Annotated in this window: 14 protein-coding genes; 3 read left to right on the top strand and 11 right to left on the bottom strand. The window is 57.3% G+C overall.

Annotation, left to right across the window (positions count from 1 at the left end):
• Positions 1-126: 126 nt before the first annotated feature.
• Positions 127-780: a peroxiredoxin gene (locus QPM17_RS12610; RefSeq protein ID WP_285391117.1), complete on the bottom strand. Its 654-nt coding sequence runs from the start codon at positions 778-780 to the stop codon at positions 127-129.
• 137 nt (positions 781-917) lie between these two features.
• A complete protein-coding gene (locus QPM17_RS12605; RefSeq protein WP_285391116.1) occupies positions 918-2279 on the bottom strand; it encodes an alanine/glycine:cation symporter family protein in 1362 nt (453 codons plus the stop codon).
• A 229-nt stretch (positions 2280-2508) separates the two neighbouring features.
• Between QPM17_RS12605 and QPM17_RS12600 the strand changes: the two genes are divergently transcribed.
• The 3 genes from QPM17_RS12600 to fghA all read left to right on the top strand — a co-directional run bounded on the left by QPM17_RS12600 (position 2509) and on the right by fghA (position 4844).
• Positions 2509-3420, top strand: a complete 912-nt coding sequence (locus tag QPM17_RS12600; protein WP_285391115.1) for an alpha/beta fold hydrolase — start codon at positions 2509-2511, stop codon at positions 3418-3420.
• 120 nt (positions 3421-3540) lie between these two features.
• Positions 3541-3960 carry a CBS domain-containing protein gene (locus tag QPM17_RS12595; protein ID WP_285391113.1) on the top strand — a complete coding sequence of 140 codons (420 nt, stop codon included), beginning with the start codon at positions 3541-3543 and terminating at the stop codon, positions 3958-3960.
• 38 nt (positions 3961-3998) lie between these two features.
• Entirely contained in the window at positions 3999-4844 is an 846-nt protein-coding gene (gene fghA, locus QPM17_RS12590; RefSeq protein ID WP_285391112.1) for an S-formylglutathione hydrolase, read from the top strand.
• Positions 4845-4853: 9 nt separating this feature from the next.
• Here the strand turns inward: fghA and QPM17_RS12585 are convergent, their stop codons facing one another.
• From QPM17_RS12585 to nosR, 9 genes are all read right to left on the bottom strand, one after another.
• The gene (locus QPM17_RS12585) at positions 4854-5975 is read right to left on the bottom strand and encodes an HD-GYP domain-containing protein (protein WP_285391111.1); all 1122 of its coding nucleotides are present in this window, start codon (positions 5973-5975) and stop codon (positions 4854-4856) included.
• Between the two features lie 96 nt (positions 5976-6071).
• A complete protein-coding gene (locus QPM17_RS12580) occupies positions 6072-8945 on the bottom strand; it encodes an EAL domain-containing protein (protein ID WP_285391110.1) in 2874 nt (957 codons plus the stop codon).
• Positions 8932-9408 carry a response regulator gene (locus QPM17_RS12575; RefSeq protein ID WP_285391109.1) on the bottom strand — a complete coding sequence of 159 codons (477 nt, stop codon included), beginning with the start codon at positions 9406-9408 and terminating at the stop codon, positions 8932-8934. Before QPM17_RS12575 ends, QPM17_RS12580 begins: the two co-directional genes overlap by 14 nt.
• On the bottom strand, positions 9401-13039 hold the full coding sequence (locus QPM17_RS12570) for a PAS domain S-box protein (protein ID WP_285391108.1): 3639 nt from the start codon (positions 13037-13039) through the stop codon (positions 9401-9403). The genes QPM17_RS12575 and QPM17_RS12570 overlap by 8 nt, the downstream gene beginning before the upstream one ends.
• The gene (locus QPM17_RS12565; protein WP_285391107.1) at positions 13036-15282 is read right to left on the bottom strand and encodes an ATPase, T2SS/T4P/T4SS family; all 2247 of its coding nucleotides are present in this window, start codon (positions 15280-15282) and stop codon (positions 13036-13038) included. Before QPM17_RS12565 ends, QPM17_RS12570 begins: the two co-directional genes overlap by 4 nt.
• 9 nt (positions 15283-15291) lie before the next feature.
• Entirely contained in the window at positions 15292-16437 is a 1146-nt protein-coding gene (locus QPM17_RS12560) for a sensor histidine kinase (protein WP_285391106.1), read from the bottom strand.
• On the bottom strand, positions 16430-17098 hold the full coding sequence (locus QPM17_RS12555) for a GTP-binding protein (protein WP_285391105.1): 669 nt from the start codon (positions 17096-17098) through the stop codon (positions 16430-16432). Before QPM17_RS12555 ends, QPM17_RS12560 begins: the two co-directional genes overlap by 8 nt.
• A gap of 10 nt (positions 17099-17108) precedes the next feature.
• Positions 17109-17633: a response regulator gene (locus tag QPM17_RS12550; RefSeq protein WP_285391104.1), complete on the bottom strand. Its 525-nt coding sequence runs from the start codon at positions 17631-17633 to the stop codon at positions 17109-17111.
• On the bottom strand, positions 17630-18976 hold the full coding sequence (nosR, locus tag QPM17_RS12545; protein ID WP_285391103.1) for a response regulator c-di-GMP phosphodiesterase, NosR family: 1347 nt from the start codon (positions 18974-18976) through the stop codon (positions 17630-17632). Before nosR ends, QPM17_RS12550 begins: the two co-directional genes overlap by 4 nt.
• Position 18977: the final 1 nt, after the last annotated feature.

Here is an 18977-nt window from a genome sequence, read left to right as displayed (position 1 = left end):
AAATGCCCCGGACAATGTCCGAGGCATTTTGCTCGCTCGCCTGGAGAGAGTGTAAATTGAGTTTTTACACAGCCTCCATATGCCCGGCTTTTCTGTATCAGCGGATCGCTGTTTCCGATCCGGTGGCTATTCGCCGCTCCAGTTGGAGCGTGGATCCGGCGTCATCCGCAGGTAGGACTTCACCACTTTGTGGCCTTGGGGGAAGCGTTCCCTGATCTCGTCTTCGTCCTGCAGCGACGGCACAATGACTACGTCGCCGCCGGCTTCCCAGTTACCCGGGGTGGCCACCTTATGCTCGTCGGTCATCTGCAGTGAGTCGATTACCCTGAGAACTTCGTTGAAGTTGCGGCCGGTGCTTGCCGGATAGGTAATGATCAGGCGGACCTTTTTGTTCGGATCGATTACGAACAGCGAGCGAACCGTCAGGGTGTCATTGGCGTTGGGGTGGATCATATCGTAGAGATCAGACACTTTACGGTCGTGATCAGCAATGATCGGGAAGTTTACCGCACAACCCTGGGTTTCGTTGATGTCCTTGATCCACTCCTTGTGGGAATCCACAGGGTCGACACTCAGGGCGATTGCCTTGACGTTACGCTTGGCGAATTCGTTCTTCAGTTTGGCCGTCAGCCCCAGTTCGGTGGTGCACACGGGGGTGAAGTCGGCCGGATGTGAAAACAGTACGCCCCAGCTATCGCCCAGCCAGTCGTAGAAGTGAATCTTGCCTTCACTGGAATCCTGCTCAAAATCCGGTGCGGTATCTCCCAGACGTAAACTCATGGTGTCTCCTCCTGTGGTAATACAAAAGCCCGGCCCAAACAAATGCCGGCATAATAGTTCAGTCTATACGATAAATTGTGGTGGCGAGTGAGAGAAAAACCAAGGGGCGTTGATTTGCCTCATCCGCCACCAACGAATTAATGATTGACCCCCAGGGAGCGCTCTTTCTCGAAATGTTCCCGCGTAAGCTTGAAGACTACGGGGCTGAGTAACAGCAGGGCCACAAGGTTGGGCAGGGCCATCATGGCATTGAGCGTGTCGGCGATCAGCCAGATCAGCCCCAGGTTGATGGTGGCGCCCACCGGAATCGCCAGGACCCAGACAACACGGTAGGGCACGATGGCCTTCACACCGAACAGGAACTCGATACACCGTTCACCATAGAAGGACCAGCCGATGATGGTGGTAAAGGCAAAAATTGCCAGGGAAATGGCGACAACATAGTTGCCGAACCCCGGCAGCCCGGTCTCGAAGGCCAGCGACGTCAGGGCAGCGCCGGTCTCGCCGGAGGTCCAGGCCCCGGAACTGATGATGACAAGGCCGGTGATGCTGCACACGATGATGGTGTCGATAAAGGTGCCCAGCATGGCGACCATGCCCTGATTGATCGGGTTTTTTGTCTGCGCGGCGGCATGGGCAATGGGGGCCGAGCCCAGGCCGGCCTCGTTGGAGAAAATACCCCGGGCCACACCGAAGCGAATGGCGGCCCACACAGCGGCTCCTGCGAAGCCACCCTCGGCAGCCACCGGGCTGAAGGCATGGGTGAATACCATGGCGATGGCGCTCGGAAGCTGGTTGGCATTAATGGCCAGCACCACCAGGCCAACCAGCACATAGGCGATTGCCATAAAGGGCACTAGTGCGCTTGCAACCTGTCCGATGCGCTTGATGCCGCCAACCAGCACCAGGCCAACCAGTGTCATCAGGATGAGGCCTGTTATCCAGTGTGGCAGGTTGAAGTTGGTATTCAGGACGTCGGCCACAGAGTTGGCCTGTACGGTGTTGCCTATGCCGAAAGCTGCCACTGCTGCAAATATGGCAAATAGCACACCCAGCCATGCCCATTTCTTGCCCAGACCGTTACGGATGTAATACATCGGGCCACCCACATAGGCCCCGCGCTCATCCACTTCACGGAAGCGCACTGCCAGTACTGCTTCAGAGTACTTGGTTGCCATGCCCACGAGGGCAGTCAGCCACATCCAGAACAGGGCGCCGGGCCCACCCAGAAACACCGCCGTGGCGACGCCGGCGATATTGCCGGTGCCGACCGTGGCGGACAGGGCGGTCATCAGTGCCTGAAACGGTGGTATCTCACCTTCTGATTCAGCACCGGTGCGACCTTTCCACATCAGCCGGAAACCGGCCCGGAGTTTCAGTACCGGCATCAGTTTGAGGCCAATACTGAGAAACAGCCCGACCCCGAGAATCATCACCAGCATGGGCGGACCCCATACCAGTGCGTTGATGCTGCTTACAAAAGACTCAAAGGCTTCCATGGGAATCTCCCTGTGTTTCTGCCATGGTTTGGACTCGCCCGCTGTGACAATGGACGGAAGATGTTTCGCTTGAGTGAAGCGTATAACCTATTGAGTTTATACACTTATTTTCATCTGTAAATATTAATCGACAAGAATTGCCTGTTCTCGGGGAATGTTGGTCTGTAAAGCTGTTGGATCCGTTGTCTATCAGGTTAAGCTGTAGCCTGGTTTATCAGGAGTCTCATTCATGCCCGAAAGCTTTCATGTACAGGCCGGTAATCTGTCTCTCTGCGTGGAAACCCGTGGTGATCCTGATGGCGAACCGGTGATTTTCGTCATGGGGCTGGGGGCGCAGATGACACTCTGGCCTGAGGCCCTGCTGGATCACTACGCCGATGAAGGCTTTCGGGTGATCCGGTTTGATAACCGGGATATTGGCCTGTCTTCCCATTTGAAGGATCGGCTTGAGGGGCATCCTGTTGCGGTAATGGCAAGGCACCGGATGGGGCTGCCGATCGCCGCCCCCTATACTCTCCATGACATGGCTGGTGATGTGTGTCACTTGATGGATGCGCTGGGTCTTGCCAGTGCTCACCTGGTGGGTGTTTCCATGGGTGGCATGATCAGCCAGCTGGTGGCCGCGAACCACCCGGAACGGGTACGCTCCGCTACCCTGATCATGACGTCCACCAACAGCCCGCGTTTGCCGATGCCCGAAACGAGGCTGATATGGCGCCTTGCGGGCATTGGCGCCAGGGGCCATGACGAGGCCTCGGTGGTGGCCCGTTCCCTGGACTTCTGGAAGGCCATCCAGAGCCCTGGTTTTCCGCCCGGCGAGCAGGCAGTGAAGGACCGGGTCGTGCGGGATTATCGCCGCAGCTATCACCCTGCGGGTATCCTGCGGCAGACCCGTGCCATTCTCGCCACAGGCAGTCTGTCTTCGGCGACACGTCGCATCCGGGTGCCGGTATCGGTGATCCATGGCAAGGACGATCCGCTGGTGCGGCCGGTAGCTGCAGAACAGTTGGGTTACCTGATGCCCCACGCCCGTATCGAAATGATCCAGGGTATGGGGCATGACCTGCCTGAACCTCTGTTACCTCATTTCGCTGCGATTGGCTTTGAAACAATGGCGAAGACGCTGCGCATGGATAAGTGACAGTTTTGTCCTGAACCGATTCAGGTCGCAGTTGTGGGGTTTATACTTCCAGTTTTCGCCCCCATTGCCTATGTTTATAGAGGAACGTATCCGGAAAGTTACTGGTCAGGGAGCCTGCCAATGCGATCATTGAAAGTATCTGATGTCATGTGGAACCACATTGAGCCTGTTCGTTGTGGCACGCCTTTAACCAAAGTGGTTAAAACGCTGCTCCACAACCATGTCACAGGCTTGCCGGTGGTGGATGATCACCGCAAAGTCATAGGTTTCATTTCAGAACAGGACTGTATTCATGCTCTGCTGGTGAGTAACTACCATCGCGAGGGCGATCCGACGGTAGATGACGTGATGTTCCGCAACCCGGTAACCATTTCGGCGGAAATGGCCGTGGTGGATCTGGCCCAGAACCTGGGCGCCGGTAAACCCAAGGTCTATCCGGTGGTTGATCACGATCGCCTGATTGGCATTGTCACCCGGACCGCCATTCTTGCAGCGCTGGCAAAAGCTGGTTACGGCATAGACGTTCCGAAATACGCATAGTCTGCGGACTGTGAAATATCCTGGACCCAGAGGTGACCATGGAATTGCTCTCCACAAACGTCTGTTTTGACGGTGAACACCGTCGCTACCGGCACCATTCGGCGACACTGGAATGCGGTATGGAGTTTGCGGTCTACCTGCCCCCTGCCGCTCTGGGCAGCAGTCCGCGACCGGTGCCGGTACTCTACTGGCTGTCGGGCCTGACCTGTACAGACCAGAATTTCATGCAGAAAGCCGGTGCGCAGAAGAAGGCGGCACAGCTTGGTATGGCCATTGTATGCCCGGATACCAGTCCCCGTGGCCTGAACCTACCCGGGGAAGACGACAGTTATGATTTCGGCAGTGGCGCGGGGTTCTATGTCAACGCCACGCAGCAGCCCTGGGCGCCCCACTACCGTATGTACGATTATGTGGTCAAAGAGTTGCCCCAGCTGGTGGAGGGACATCTGCCAGTAACGGAAGATCGTGGCATCAGCGGTCATTCCATGGGTGGCCACGGCGCCTTGATTGCGGCACTGAAAAATCCGGGACGGTACAAGTCGGTGTCTGCGTTTGCCCCCATTGCCAATCCCAGCGAATGCCCCTGGGGCCAGAAAGCCTTCAGCGGGTATCTGGGCGATGACCCCAGAGCATGGGAGGAGTGGGATGCCACCCTGCTGATCCCTACTGCCAGGGAGCGGCTACCGCTGCTGGTGGATCAGGGCACCGCAGACGAGTTTCTCGATAGCCAGCTTAATCCGGATGCGCTGGCTGACGCCTGCGAGAAAGTGCATCACCATATCAACTTGCGGATGCATCGCGGATACGATCACAGCTATTTCTTCATTGCGTCGTTTATCGACGATCATCTGGAACATCATGCGGAAGCCCTCGGCCTGAGATAGGGGCCGGGTCTAGCGAAATCCCCAGAGCAGCCCGAAGTCCATGGAGGGCATCACTTCGGGCTGTTCCACATCCCTGATGTTGAACTCCAGCAGGCTGCAGTCCCGCTCGAACGAGCCACTGTAGCGATTTCCCCGCGGACCGATGATCGCTTTGGCAAAAGGCCCCCGGTGCCGGTGGGGCCGCCTTACAACCACGGCTACCTCGTTGTTGGCAAGCCTTACCAGCGTTCCCGGTGGATAATCGGTAAGCACGGACAGCAGGGAGCGGGGAATCGCCGGCCGATACTTGCCGTCGGCCAGTGAAGTGATCAGTTTGCGGGCCTCCACAACGTTCATCCGGTCACGATAGGCGCGGCGTGTAATCATCGCGACATAGCGTTCCGCCAGTGCGAGGATCTCTGCCTCGCCCCGGATATCGGTGCCACTGAGTCCTTTTGGATAACCCGAACCGTCCGCCTGCTCGTGATGCTGGGCAATGATTTTCAGCAATAGCGGGCTGGTGATGTCGGCTTCTTTCAGTGCCTGGATGCTGCGCTCAGGGTGTTTGCGAATGACCGCACGCTGTTCATCAGTCAGCACCCGGTTTGAGGCGTTCAGTTTGTCGGCCACCGGCACCAGCGCCAGGTTGGCAGTCAGCGCAGCACTGATCAGCACGGCAGTGCGCTTGTCATCAAGACCGAACCGTCGTGCGGTGAACTGGCAGAGCACGGCATAGAACAGAATCTGCTCATGGATGGTGGGTTCGATGGAATACAGGTGCACCAGTGCCAGGCTTGCTTCCGGGGCCTCCTGGCACATCTGGTCGATGATCCGCGACAGGCCCAGCACCCGCTTCAGTGCACTCTCATCCCGTTCGGTAATGGCAGTGATGGTCGATTCCAGTGTCTGCAGCAAAGCCGGGTATTCTGAGAACGGATTGCGCACGCGAATGTCCTCGTGCACTTCCTCCTGGGGGCGTTCAATCTTGCGTGGTTTGAACCGGCCACGCTCGAATAACTGTTCCAGCTGGGTATTGTTGTGTATGACATATCCCTGACGCAAAAGCACATTGCCATCGGCATCATAGACGGTCCAGGGTAAGGGCTTTCCGATGGTCAAGGCGCCGGGTGCGATACGGACAAGATTCTGCACTCTGTAGGTTCCTGATGTTTATTATAATAATGCTTAAGTCTAACCCTGAAACCATGTTCAACTCCAGAAAGGACCAGCCAGGATTCCAGAACCCGGTCAGCCGACGGTGGCCCTGTGATACAGGAACGCCTGCTGGATATGTTCCCGTATCTGCTGGTCATCCCAGGGCTTGGTCAGGAACTTGTAGATGGCTCCCTCATTGATGGCGTCGGTCACTGACTTCAGGTCGGTATAGCCGGAGAGTACAATGCGGACCGTGCCCGGGTGGATGGCTTTAACCTCACTGAGAAAATCCGTGCCGGACATTTCCGGCATTCTCTGGTCAGACACAATCACCTGTACCTGATTTGAGGCCAGCAGACTGAATGCCTCTTTGACGCTGGTTGTGGCCAGTATGCGATAACCGTCACGCCGCAGTACTCTGGTCAGAGCCCGCAGAATATTCTCCTCATCATCCAGAAGCAGCAGCGTACGCCCTTGCTCTTGCTCCTCATTGGACCCCGCTTGCGGAGTGTTGGCGGATACCTGGTTATTGAGGAATGTCAGCAGGTCGTCAAACGGCATGGGGCGGGCGAAGGCGAAGCCCTGGAGCAGGTCGCACTGGTTCTTGCGCAGGTAGGTGGCGTGAGCCTCGGTTTCAACGCCTTCGGCAACCACTTCAAGGCCCAGGTGATGGGCCATGGAGATAACACCCTGGGTGATGGCGGCGTCACTGCGGTTCTCGATGACATCCTTGATAAACGAGTGGTCAATCTTGATCTTGTTGGCCGGCAGCAGTTTGATGTAGCTCAGGCTGGAAAAACCGGTTCCGAAATCATCAATGGCAATGTGAACACCGAGTTCGCGGATGGCGTGGAGGGTGTTGATCACCAGATCGGTATCCAGAAGTACGGCAGACTCCACCACCTCCAGTTCCAGACTTTCCGGCCGCAGACCGGACGCCTTGAGCGCATCGGTAACCGTGTGAATAAAGCCCTCTTTACGCAGTTGGACCGGCGACACGTTGACCGAGACCGAACAATACCGGAAGCCACGGGAATGGAGATGGACCATGTCGCGACAGGCCTGTCGCAGAACCCATTCCCCCAGCGCGATGATCTGTCCGGTGTCTTCCGCCAGCGGTATGAAATCGCCGGGGGAAATCAGCCCCCGGGTGGGATGTTGCCAGCGAACCAGCGCCTCAATGTTTCGTGTCTTTCCGGTGCGGGCATCAACCAGCGGCTGGTAATAGACTGAAAGCTGTTCCTGGTCGATGGCATCCTGCAGATCATTTCGCAGGGCAACGCGATAGCTGGCTTCCTCGTTGAATTCCTGGGAGTACCATTGGTAAGTGCTGCGTCCCTGCTGCTTGGCGCGGTACATCGCCAGGTCTGACTGTTGCAGCAGCGCCATGGGTTTTTCGATACTGCCGTCGGTGGTGGATATCCCCACGCTCGCAGTGAGATGGATGGTTTTGTGATCCAGGTGATAGGGCCTGGCAATTTCATGGATGACGTTTTCTACCACAAGTATGGCGTCCTCCGCCTGGGCAAGGTCCGGCAGCAATACGATGAACTCGTCCCCGCTGATCCGTGCAACGGTATCACCGGACCTTACCAGCGCTTTCAGGCGTCTGCCCACTTCGATCAGAAGCTGATCCCCAAGGCGGTGGCCCAGGGAATCGTTGATCAGCTTGAAACCATCCAGGTCAATAAACAGCAGGGCCACGGTCCGGCTATAACGCTGTGATAACTGGCAGGCCTGGCTCAGCCGGTCTTCCAGCAGGTTGCGGTTTGGTAGTCCCGTGAGGACGTCGTGGCTGACGTTGAATGCCAGCTCGTGCTCCGCAGATTTGCGATCGGAAATATCATTCTGAACACCAATATAGTGAGTAATCTCACCGCCTTCATCGAATATGGGTGAGATGTACAGATCGTTCCAGAACGGTGTGCCGTCTTTACGATAGTTCCTCAGTACCGTTGAAACCTCTGTTTTCTTTTTCAGTGCTCGCCGAATCTCTGAAAGCCCCTGCTCATTGCTCAGGTCAAAGTCGTTACCCTGAAGAAAGCGACAGTTTCTGCCAATTGCTTCCTCGGCACTGAACCCCGTGATCTTCTCGAAGGCCCGGTTAACATAAATCGTGGGCAAATCGTCCTGTTGGGCATCGGCAATGAGAATCCCGTTGGAGCTTGATTCGATGCTGCGCTTGAAGAGCCGAAGCTGACGGCTGTTTTCCACCTGGGAGGTGATGTCCGTCAGCATCAGTACCTGCAATGGCCGGTGGTTGATGGTCATGCTGTTGCTCATCATCTCCACAATCATCTCGTGACCGTCGCTACGCCAGTGTCTTTCCAGGACCCCGCCTTCGCGCAGCAGTATTCCTTCGGAGGATAGCCGGACCGGCTCATGGCCGGGCACGCGAAGATCCTTCAGGCTCAGTCCCTCGATGTTATCTTCTCCATACCCATAGAGTGACCGGGCGGCCTCATTCATGGATACCAGGACCAGAGAATCCGGAGCCATCAGGCACATGGGGGCCGGGTTGCTCTCAAACAGCAGCCGGTAGTGAGCTTCACTGTTTGCCAGGCTTTCTGTTGCCATGGCACGGTCAATGGCGTAACGGATGCTGCGGATCAGGGTGTGGCCGTCGACAGCGCCTTTGACCAGATAGTCCGCTGCTCCCAGCTCCACGGCACGGGCATCCAGTTCTTCGTCTCCCTGGCCGGTCAACAGAATAAACGGCGTGGTAATGCGACGCTCCCGGGCCTCCTGGATCAGGTCGATGCCTGAATCCGGGCCCAGGCTCAGATCCACCAGTGCTACCGCGTACCTGCCCGTCTCAAGGGAGGTAATGCCCTCCTGATAGGAATCCACCCAATCCAGCCTGGTGCTGACCGGGCTGCTGTCGTGCAGCAGGTCGCGGGTAATCAGATAGTCGTCTTCATCATCTTCGATCAGCAGAATGTGCAGTAAGGGGTCATTCTCGGTCATGGCGTTCCGGTCTTCCTGGCAAGGTTACCGTCGTTGCCCAGTAGTTTGTCAGCGACGAAACCACGTCCAGCAGCTCTGAGTAAGTGGATGGCTTTACAATGTAGGAGTTGGCGCCGGCCTGGTAACAGTAGCGGATGTCATCCTCATCGGCCGAGGTTGTCATGACAATTGTCGGGATTGTGCGCAGGCGCGGGCTGGACTTGATTTCCCGTAGCGCCTCCCGCCCGTCTTTCAGCGGCATATTGAGATCCAGCAGGATCACATCCGGATAGACGCAGGGGCTCTCAATGTCCTCCAGAAGCGGCTCCTTGCCGTTCAGGATGCTCATCAGTTCCGCGCCGTCGTGAGCAAAACACATCCGACAGTCACGGCATCGCTCCGCAAAGGCGTCTCTCATCATCAGTCGGTCATCCGGATCATCATCAGCAATAAGAATGATCGGCGGTGGTTTCGGTTCAGTCATTGCGGCGTCGTTTCTGTTCATCGATAGTTGGAAAGTGAATCCGGAAAGTCGTTCCCTCATCGACTTCGCTCTCAACCGTTACCGTGGCATTGTGACGGTCCAGTATCTTCTTGACGATGGCAAGGCCGATTCCGGTTCCAGGAAAAGTCTGTTTGTGCAGACGCTGGAAGGGTTGAAAAAGCTTTTCCGCGTAGCGTTTGTCAAACCCCACGCCGTTGTCACTGACAACCAGTGTCCAATGGTCTTCTGCGCTGTATTCAGGGTATACCATGACTCTGGGACGTTGGTCCGGCTTATGGAACTTGATGGCATTGCAAAGCAGGTTCTGGAGCACCTGGCGAACCTGGGTGGCGTCACCGGTAATGGCAGGTAAAGGCTGGACATCAATTACCGCGTTTTCGCGGGAAATGGCCGTTTCCATGTCCTGCAGTACCTCGTCAAGAATGCGACTGGCGTTGCAGATGGTCAATGGCTGTGCCTTGGTTGTCACCCGCGAATAGGCCAGCAGATCCTGGATCAGGGACTGCATGCGCCTGGCGGCCGACTGCATCCGCTGCAGGTAATCCTGCTCACGCTCATCAAACCTGTCTGGCCGTGTCAGTAGACGGTCCGAGAAAGCCTGGATCTTGCGCAGGGGTTCCTGGAGGTCGTGGGAGGCCACAAAGGCAAAGTCCTGCAGTTCGCGGTTGCTGCGCTCCAACTCTGCCATGGTCTGCTCAAGTTTCTGCTGGGCCTGCTTCCGTGCGTTTATGCTGCGGTAGTAGACAGCCAGACCCTCGTCCGATGGGTAGGCGCTGACTTCCAGCCAGTTGTCCAGGGGCGCGTAATAGGCTTCGAAGGCAACGGACTCACCGGTTGTCATGGCGTGGCGGTACTGTTGCTCGAACTCGCTCTCCTTTGCGGCCGGGAACATCTCCCAGAGAGTGTTGCCGAGCAGTACATCGCGGTTTTTCCTCAGCAACTCTTCGGATCGCCGGTTGACGTAGGTGAAGCGCCATTCGCGGTCGAGGGTAAAGAAGGCGTCAGTAATGCTCTCGAAGATCTTTGCCTGACGATCCGCAAACCGCCGGATCTGCTCCATGGCCTGATGGGAAGCGGTGATGTCCTGGAGGCCGCCCTGTACCTGAACGATCCGGTTGTCCTCATCCTTGACAGCCTGGCCGATCACCCGAACCCATCGCAAGCGGCCAAGGTGGGTTCGGATCTGTACTTCCTCGTCGAAGGGGATGCCTTTGTGCATACACATATTGACGGCGTCGGTGATGATTTTCCGGCTGTCGGGGGTATAAAAGGTGAGCGCCTTATCAAGATCTGGAACCTCACCAACCGGCATCTCGAAGATGTCGAACATGGCATGAGACCAGCGGGTTTCCCCGCTGGCTATATCCAGCACCCAGCCACCGATACGGGCGGCCTTTTCGGCAATTTTCAGCAACGTCTCACTTTCCCGGAGCTTTTCCTGGGTGTGGCGTATTTCAGTGGTGTCACGGGCCGCTACGTAGATCAGCTCGTCTGAGCTGAGGGTGGCGCTGAGTTCAAGCCAACGTTCAGAATTGTTCTTGTTCCTGATTCTGATCTGAAGGTCCCTGATTGTTGTTCCGGCTATCAGCGAAGCAACAGCCTCTTCGACCCTCGCCTGATCATCCTTGTGAATCAATTGCATGTAGGAAGCGCCCAGCAGCTCATCGCGCTCGTAACCAAGTACGTCCACAAAGGCGTTGTTGAGTTCAAAGAAGTGGTTGTTCAGGTCTACAATGCAGAACATATCTGGTGATAGCGAGAAGAACTGTTCCCGCTCCCGCATCAGTGTTTCTGCCACCAACTGGTTGGTCATGTCGCGACCCACGCAGAACAATGCCTGGTCTTCCTCTGACCACTCTGCTGTCCACAGCATAGTTACAATATGGCCGTCCCGATGAAGAAGGTGGTTGCGAAAGCCGTCACTGAACCGGCGGTAGCCAGCGACGAGTCTGCGTAACTCTTCTGCTGTTGCATCCTGGTCCACGTTGGGAATCAGAACTTGGTAGGGCTTACCGATCAGCTCATCCGGCCGGTAGCCCAGGACATTTTCCGCAGCGGGGTTGATGGAGATGAACCGTCCTTTTGCGTCAATTGAACACAGGATGTCCCAGGAAAACTCCATGATGCGCTCATTTGTATGCCGGAGGGAACGCTCCCGCGACAGGTGCGCATTCATGGTCTGGTTGAGTTTCTGCAGACTGCGTGAGCGTCGCTCTGATTCCCGCCAGAACAGGTGACTGAGCATCATCAGAAAACTGAGTGTCAGGCCGGCAAACAGGACCAGGGGGGGGAGATAAAGCACCGTGGCGGGGAGCCCGCCTTCCCGGGCGTAAACTTCAATCCGCCACTGGCTGTCATGGTGGGTGTTCGTGTGGCGGGTTGCCAGCGGAATCCTCGCTCCCCGGGGTGTGTCCGGGGAAAGGTCGAAAATCGGAGTGTTGCCGTAATAGACCCCCAGGCTCAGGTCGCCATCGTAGTACTGGAGAAGACTGCTATAGGCGTCTTCCAGATCAATAACGGCAAGGATGATCCAGGGCTCTCCGACAACGGCGCTGACCGGAGATGCGATCAGGGCGTATAGATCGCCATTCTCATCCGGCCCGGGCGGGCTGAGATGAGGGCGGTTGGTGCTGGTTAGGTGATCCAGCCATTTCTGGTTGTCCGGTGTTTGCAGAAAACTGTCGAGCCAGCGTTGATATTGCCCCCCTCGGGAGTGAACCCCGAGCGGTTGCCGGTTCGGGTCCAGGATGCCAATAAGCCGGATTTCGCGGAAGTCGTTCAGGTAACTCTTTACCTCTTGTTGCCATTCTCCCTGCGCCGGCATACCCGTCAGCAGTTGCTGGCGGTCTGCGAGCCGGCGAATCATTGCAAGGTCGTCATTGAAGGTCGCTGTACTGGACGCCCTGAACTGCTCGGCCAGAATCTGCGCACGTGCCTGCAGGCTGTTGCTGTTCTGGACGCGCAGGGCATGCCAGGTGATGGTGGTCAGTGCTATGCTGAAAACGCCGAGCAGTATCAGTCTTGTGGAAAAGTCCGGTAGCTCACGGCGATGAATGGTGTGAAGAATTGGCAAAGCCATGCCCACCAGCATCGCCAGTGGGCTGACAATAATGGTGGATTCCGCAATCGTGCCAAGGCTGAAAGCCCGCAGTTGCGGATACCAGTAGGAAAAGAATGAAAGCGCGCCGAGCATCACGACCACCAGGCCGCATACCAGTCCCGCCCGCTTTCCTTTACGAAGGTAGAGTGCCGCCAACAGGGCCAGCTCAGTGAGCAGGACAACCAGAAGCAGAGGTATATTGATGGCCAGGACTTCCAGTGATTCTGCTGCGGTAAGACGCGGCAAGGCAACCTGACCGAGGGCGATGAGACTGGTAAGGCAGGCCAGCACAGTGGCCGCTGGTTTGCGGTGAAATACCAGCGCCAGAAAGGACGCGCCGATCAACACGGAGGCCAGCCCGCCGCCGGGTGACAGCGAAATCCGCCCATCGGAAGGACCGCCCAGGGAGAAATGATCGATGAAGATCACCAACCCGATGGCTATGAGGGCGATGGCCAGGGCCAGCACAAGGCAGAATCGCCCGATAACCGGGTTGCGTTCGCCCTTCATTCGTTCAACACCTGCGGCCCCAGCAGCCTGAGGATTTCATCAGCGGTGGTCCGGCCTTCCCGGAGCTTCTCCAGGGCGTCGTCCAGGAGCACCCGCATGCCCTGTTCCCGGGCGATAGTTTCGATCTGCATGGCGCTGGCGCCTTCGGTGATGGCAATCCGTAATTGCTGGTTCATGGTCAGCACTTCGTGGATAGCGACCCGGCCTTTATAGCCCTTGTGGCACTTTTCACAACCCCGGCCCCGGTAAAAGGTGAGGTCCGGGGTCATGAACTGGGGACCCAGCTGTTCCAGTATTTCCTTAGGGGCGTCCGTCTCTTCGCAGCAGTGGCGGCAGATTCGCCGTACCAGACGCTGTGCAATGATGGCCTCGAGGGTCGACGCCAGCACGAATGGCTTCAGGTTGAGGTCCAGCAGTCGCGCCACGGTAGCCGCGGCGGAACTGGTGTGCAGGGTGGAGTAAACGAGGTGGCCGGTCATCGCGGCATGGAAGGCGACATCGGCGGTTTCCTCATCCCGGATTTCACCCAGCAGGATCACGTCCGGATCCTGCCGTAGAATCGCTCGCAGTACACTGGCAAAACTCAGGCCGATACGGTCCTTTACCGGTACCTGGCCGGCCATGTCCACGTGGAACTCCACCGGGTCCTCAATAGTCACGTAATTGCGTTCCGGTGACGCATTGTGCTGTAACAGGGCATACAGGGTGGTGGTCTTGCCACTGCCGGTGGGGCCGGTGGCAAGAATAATGCCCTGGGGCTTGGCGACGACGTGCAGCAGCCGCTTGAGGTTATGTTCGGACAGGCCCATGTCTTCCAGGGATTGTGCGGAGGACTGCCGCTCCAGTACCCGCATGACCACCTTTTCACCGTTAATGGTGGGCAGGGTGGAAATCCGCAGGTCGACGATTTTCATCGGTGTCTTGACGGTAATGCGCCCGTCCTGGGGTTTGCGGCGTTCGGTAATGTCCAGTTCCGCCATCACCTTGATGCGGGACACCACCGACATCAGCAGGTTAGTGGGGATATGGATCTTGTCCTGCAGCACACCGTCAATCCGGTATCGCACCACCAGCGACTTGGTGCGGGGGTGGACGTGGATGTCGCTGGCACCCAGGCGCAGTGCTTCGAGGATGATGGCATTGACCAGGCGGATGGCTGGCGGCTCCTCGGAGCTTCCCAGTAACTGCTCCAGGGTCTCTTTGTCACTGTCTTCGTCCAGAACGATCTCGATGCCCTCGTAGGGATCATCGGTGCCGACCTTGGTGGCAATGTCGTCCAGTTCGCTGGTTTCGCCGAAAACTTCCGTCAGCTTGGCCTGCATCTGGGTGGTTTCGCACAGCAACGGGTGGATGGTGTACCCGGTCATGAACCCCAGTTCGTCAATCAGATTCACGTCCATGGGGTCCACCATGGCCAGACGCAGTCGCTGTCCCTGGACTCGCAGCGGCATTACCAGCTGGCGGGTACAGATTCTCTGGGGCACCAGTGACATCAGGGCCGGGTCAGGCTGGAATTCCCGTAGATCGATTTCCTCAAACAGCATGTCGTCCCGCAGCATTTCGAATACCTTGCGGAAATCGACCCATTCGTGCTTGAGCAGCTGGCGGACCACGGGGGTCTTATGGCTTTGCATTTCCCGGTGCAACTGCTGTATCTGCTGGGGGTTCAGCCAGCCTTTCTTGTGGAGCAGGATGGCAAGCTGGCTGCGGTTGGTGGCCGTCAGCTTGCTGATGGTTTCCAGGTCCTTGTGCTGTTTTTTGGTCTGCTGTTCCAGCGACCGCGTACGCTGGATGAGTTCGTACTGTTCCAGGGCCAGGGCGATGGTCAGACGAATGTCATCATCATTCCAGGGCTTGAGGATGAAACGGTACACCGCGCCTTCCTTGATGGAACCCATGACAGCATCGGTATTGGCGTGACCGGTGAGCATGATGCGGATGGTGTTCGGCCAGCGTTCCCGTACTTCCCGGAGTAATTGACTGCCATTCATGCCGGGCATCATGAAATCGGTCATGATCAGTTCCACCGGCTGCTTTTCCATGATGCGCAGGGCTTCAGTGCCGTTACTGGCAAACAGCAGTTCGTAGTTCTCACGCTGGAAGACACGGCGCAGGGAAGCCAGAATGTTGGGCTCGTCATCCACCAGCAGAAGGCGATAAGGCGCTTTCTTCTGTTCAGTTACCGGCGGTGATTTGTCATCCGGATCCTGGTTGAAAAACAGTGATGCGTAGCGTTTAGCCATGATCAATCCTTAACTGACCGGCAGGAAAAGGGTGACACGGGTGCCTGTGCCTTCCCTGCTGTCGATCTGAATGCTGCCCCGGTGAGCACGTATGGTGTCCTGGGCAACGGTCAGCCCCAGGCCGGTGCCGGCCCCAACCGGCCGGCTGGTGAAAAAGGCATCGAACACCCGTTCGCGAATGTCTTCGGCAATACCGCAGCCGTTATCCTGTATCACCACCTGAATGCCGTCGCTGGTAACAGTGGTCTTCGCAAGAATTCGCCCCCTTTCAGTCCCGCTTTCCCGCAACTTGAGCGCCTGCGCCGCATTGTCGAGCAGGTTGTAGAACGTTTGCGACAGCCGGGACGGGTGGCCGGAAATCTTTGGCAGCTCGCCGGGTTTCTCCAGTATGTCCACGTCGTGACCATATTCGGTCTGGAGCAGGTGTACGGCGCTGGACAACAGTTCATTGACGTCACAAAGGGTGTAGTCGGCCTGATCAATGCTGGAGAAGGTTTTCAGATCCGAGACAATGCTGGCAATACGGCGGGTACCGTCGGACGACTCCCCGATCAGATCGGAGAAGTCGTTCAGCAGTTCCCGGTTCTGGTCGGTGTCCGGTACCAGCTCCCGCAGGTCGTTGACGTAATCGCCGGCGACTTTGAGATTGCTGGATATGAACCCGATCGGATTATTGATCTCATGGGCCACACCGGCTGCCAGCTGCCCGACTGAACGCAACCGGGCACTCTCGTAAAGATCCATCTGCGCCTGTTTTATGACGGCTACCTGCTCGTCCACCTTGTCCTGGAGTTGGTCGGACAGCGCCCGGTAACGGGCTTCCGACGCTCTCAAGGCCTCGTTCTGTTTCTGCAGCTCCGCGTAACTGGCCTCGGTTGTGTCGTGGTGCAGGTTGGCCGCAAGCCGGTACTTGGCGATAAACATCATAAGAAACGCGACCAGGTCCGCCGCGGCAACACGCTCCTGTTCAGAACTGCCGCCGGATAGCCAGCCCACGGTCTCCAGGTTGAATTCCAGCGCTACCGCATCGGTTTCCCGGGCGCTGCCGATCTCGACCGGTTCACGGCAAAGGGCGCTGAGCATGCGATTCAGGCGCTGGAGCTGGTCAGCGGTGAGCAGGTCCTCAAGCGTGGGGTCGTCTTCAAAGTTACGCACGGATTTCCTCGCTGGCAGCGCTCAGTTGCCGGATAAAGGTGTCGCGGTCAATGCCATGGCCCGTCTCCAGTGCGAATTCCCTGTCCACTTCGGTATAAAGCCGGTCCAGCAGTACCCGGAAGGTTTCTATAACGCCTTTGCCGTGAAGGGCTGCCGCCATTTGCAGGGGCGACCAGGGCGTATTGGCCCAGCGCTGCTGGAGTTCGGCTTCGTCTACCACTCCGGGAAGATCCCGTTTGTTGAACTGGACCGCCATGGGCAGGGTGTCGATATCCAGTCCGACTTTTTCCAGGTTCTCTTCCAGGTTCCCGAACGCGGTGGCGTTATTGTCCTGCTGACTGGTCTGGGAATCCGCCACAAAAACCACGGCGTCAGCGCGGGATAGCACCGCCTTGCGGGTGCTGTCGTGCTGGACCTGACCGGGCACGGTATACAGTTTGAGCCGCAGGTCGAGCCCGGAATCCCCCTTCAGCCCGATGGGCAGCATGTCGAAGAACAGGGTGCGGTCGTCGCGGGTTTCCAGCACCATCAGTTCGCCCTTGCGCTGAGGGTTCAGCAGGGAGTGCAGCTGCATCAGATTGGTGGTCTTGCCACTCAGGGCGGGGCCATAGAACACCACTTTGAGGGCCAGCCTGTTGTCTTCAGGGCTATGATCCGCCATCAGAACCTCTTCACTGGTCGCCAATCAGCACGGAGCCGTCGGCGTCGCGCTGAACCCGGGTAATGCCCGGATTGTCTTTCTCGAGGCGCAGCAGTTCCTGCTCCCGGGCTTTGATCATCCGGCGCTGGGCATTGACTTCGTCCAGAAGGCGCTGGTTTTCGGACTTCAGCTCGTAGATATCAATGGCGGACTTGATGGCCGCCACAACCTCGTAATCGTCCCAGGGCTTGGACAGGTAACGGTACACTTCCGCCTGGTTGATGGCCTTTATCATGGAGTTGCGATCGCCATAGGCGCTCAGTACCAGACGCATGGCATTGGGTTGGCGCTGTTTGGCAAACTGCAGATAGGTCACACCGTCGGCCGTGGGCATCTGGTAGTCCGAGATGATGACGGCATAGTCGTGCTCCAGTAAGCCACTCAATGCTGATTCAACGTTGTCATAGGCATGGATTTCCCAGCCATGGGGGCGTAGCAGGCGCTTGAGAGCATTGAGAATATTGGGCTCGTCGTCCACCAGTTGAATTTTGATCATGATGTTTTCTCCGTTTCTTCCTCGGCCGGGCGGTGTACATACACCGTGTAGCGGGTACCGTCCGGTTCGCCTTTCTCGAACGCCACCAGTTTGTCGATCAGAAGAGATGTCAGTTCCTTGCCTTCGTTCAGCAACAGCATTCCGGAGGCGGCGTACAGATTACGGGCCAGCACCATGCCAGCCTTCAGCCGCAGGGTATCGAGAGCGATAATATCGGGGTCTTCATGCTCCACATCGGGCGCCACCTCAATGCACATCTCCAGAAAGCGGTCCGCAATCTCCGGATCGTAAAGTCGGTCCCGGTAGCGTTTGATCAGTTTCAGGGCATTGTCACGTGAGACCCTGCGTTCCAGGATCAGGCCGTACTGTAACTCGATAAAATCCACCGCCAGCCTGAGGATGCGGGAGCCCAGGGGAATCTCGGCACCTTCCAGCCTCTCGGGAACGCCGTAGCCATTCCACTTTTCCTGGTGGTGGCGGATGATGCGTGCGGTTTCCTTCAGGGGCTCCAGGGCCATCAACAGCTGTTCACTGTTGACCGGGTATTTCAGGTACTCCAGGCGTTGTTCCTTCGAGAGCAGGTCGGACGGTGCCTTGAACAATTCGTCGGGCCAGCTCAGTTTGCCCAGATTGTAGAGCGCGGCGGCCATATACAGATTCCGCGAAACATCTTCGTCAAGCTGGTGGTATTCGGCGTAGGCTTTTACCAGCGCGATCACCTTGGCATTGGGCTGGCGGTTGGCCGGAAGCCGCTTGTTGATCAGGGTGGAGAACACTTCGGTGGCGGTGACATAGCTGTGCTTCAGTTCCTGATAAGCCACTTCCAGCATGCCCGCAGCTTCCTCCAGCTCCTCGGTGCGGGCCTGTACCTTCTCTTCCAGGCTGGCATTGAGCGCCTGTAATTCCTTGTTCTGCTTGCGGGTCAGTTTCTCCAGTGCCAGCCGGCGACGTTCCGAATACTGGAACGCCAGGGCCTGGCGAATGACCAGTTTCAGCTCTTCATCGTCCCACGGCTTGCTGATGTAACGGTAAATCTGGCCATCATTGATCGCCTTTATGGTGGAATTGATGTCGGCGTAACCGGTCAGCAGTATGCGAATGCACCAGGGCCAGTTTTTCTTGATCTCGGACAGCAGGGTCGGACCATCCATGCCCGGCATGCGGGCGTCTGAAATCACCAGGTCGAACTTCTGGTCATTGAGCAGCGCCAGCGCCTCATCGCCGGAGGTGGCTGTGCGGATATCGTAGGGCTCCTTGCGAAGGATCCTTTTCAGACTGCGGAGGATATTTTCCTCGTCATCCACCAGAAGCAGGCTGGCATTGGTAGGAAGTGACTCTGCCATG

The organism is Marinobacter azerbaijanicus (assembly GCF_030250645.1).
Classification (GTDB): Bacteria; Pseudomonadota; Gammaproteobacteria; order Pseudomonadales; family Oleiphilaceae; genus Marinobacter; species Marinobacter azerbaijanicus.
Note: the sequence above shows the minus strand (reverse complement) of the source record. Positions and strands in the feature narration are given on the sequence as shown.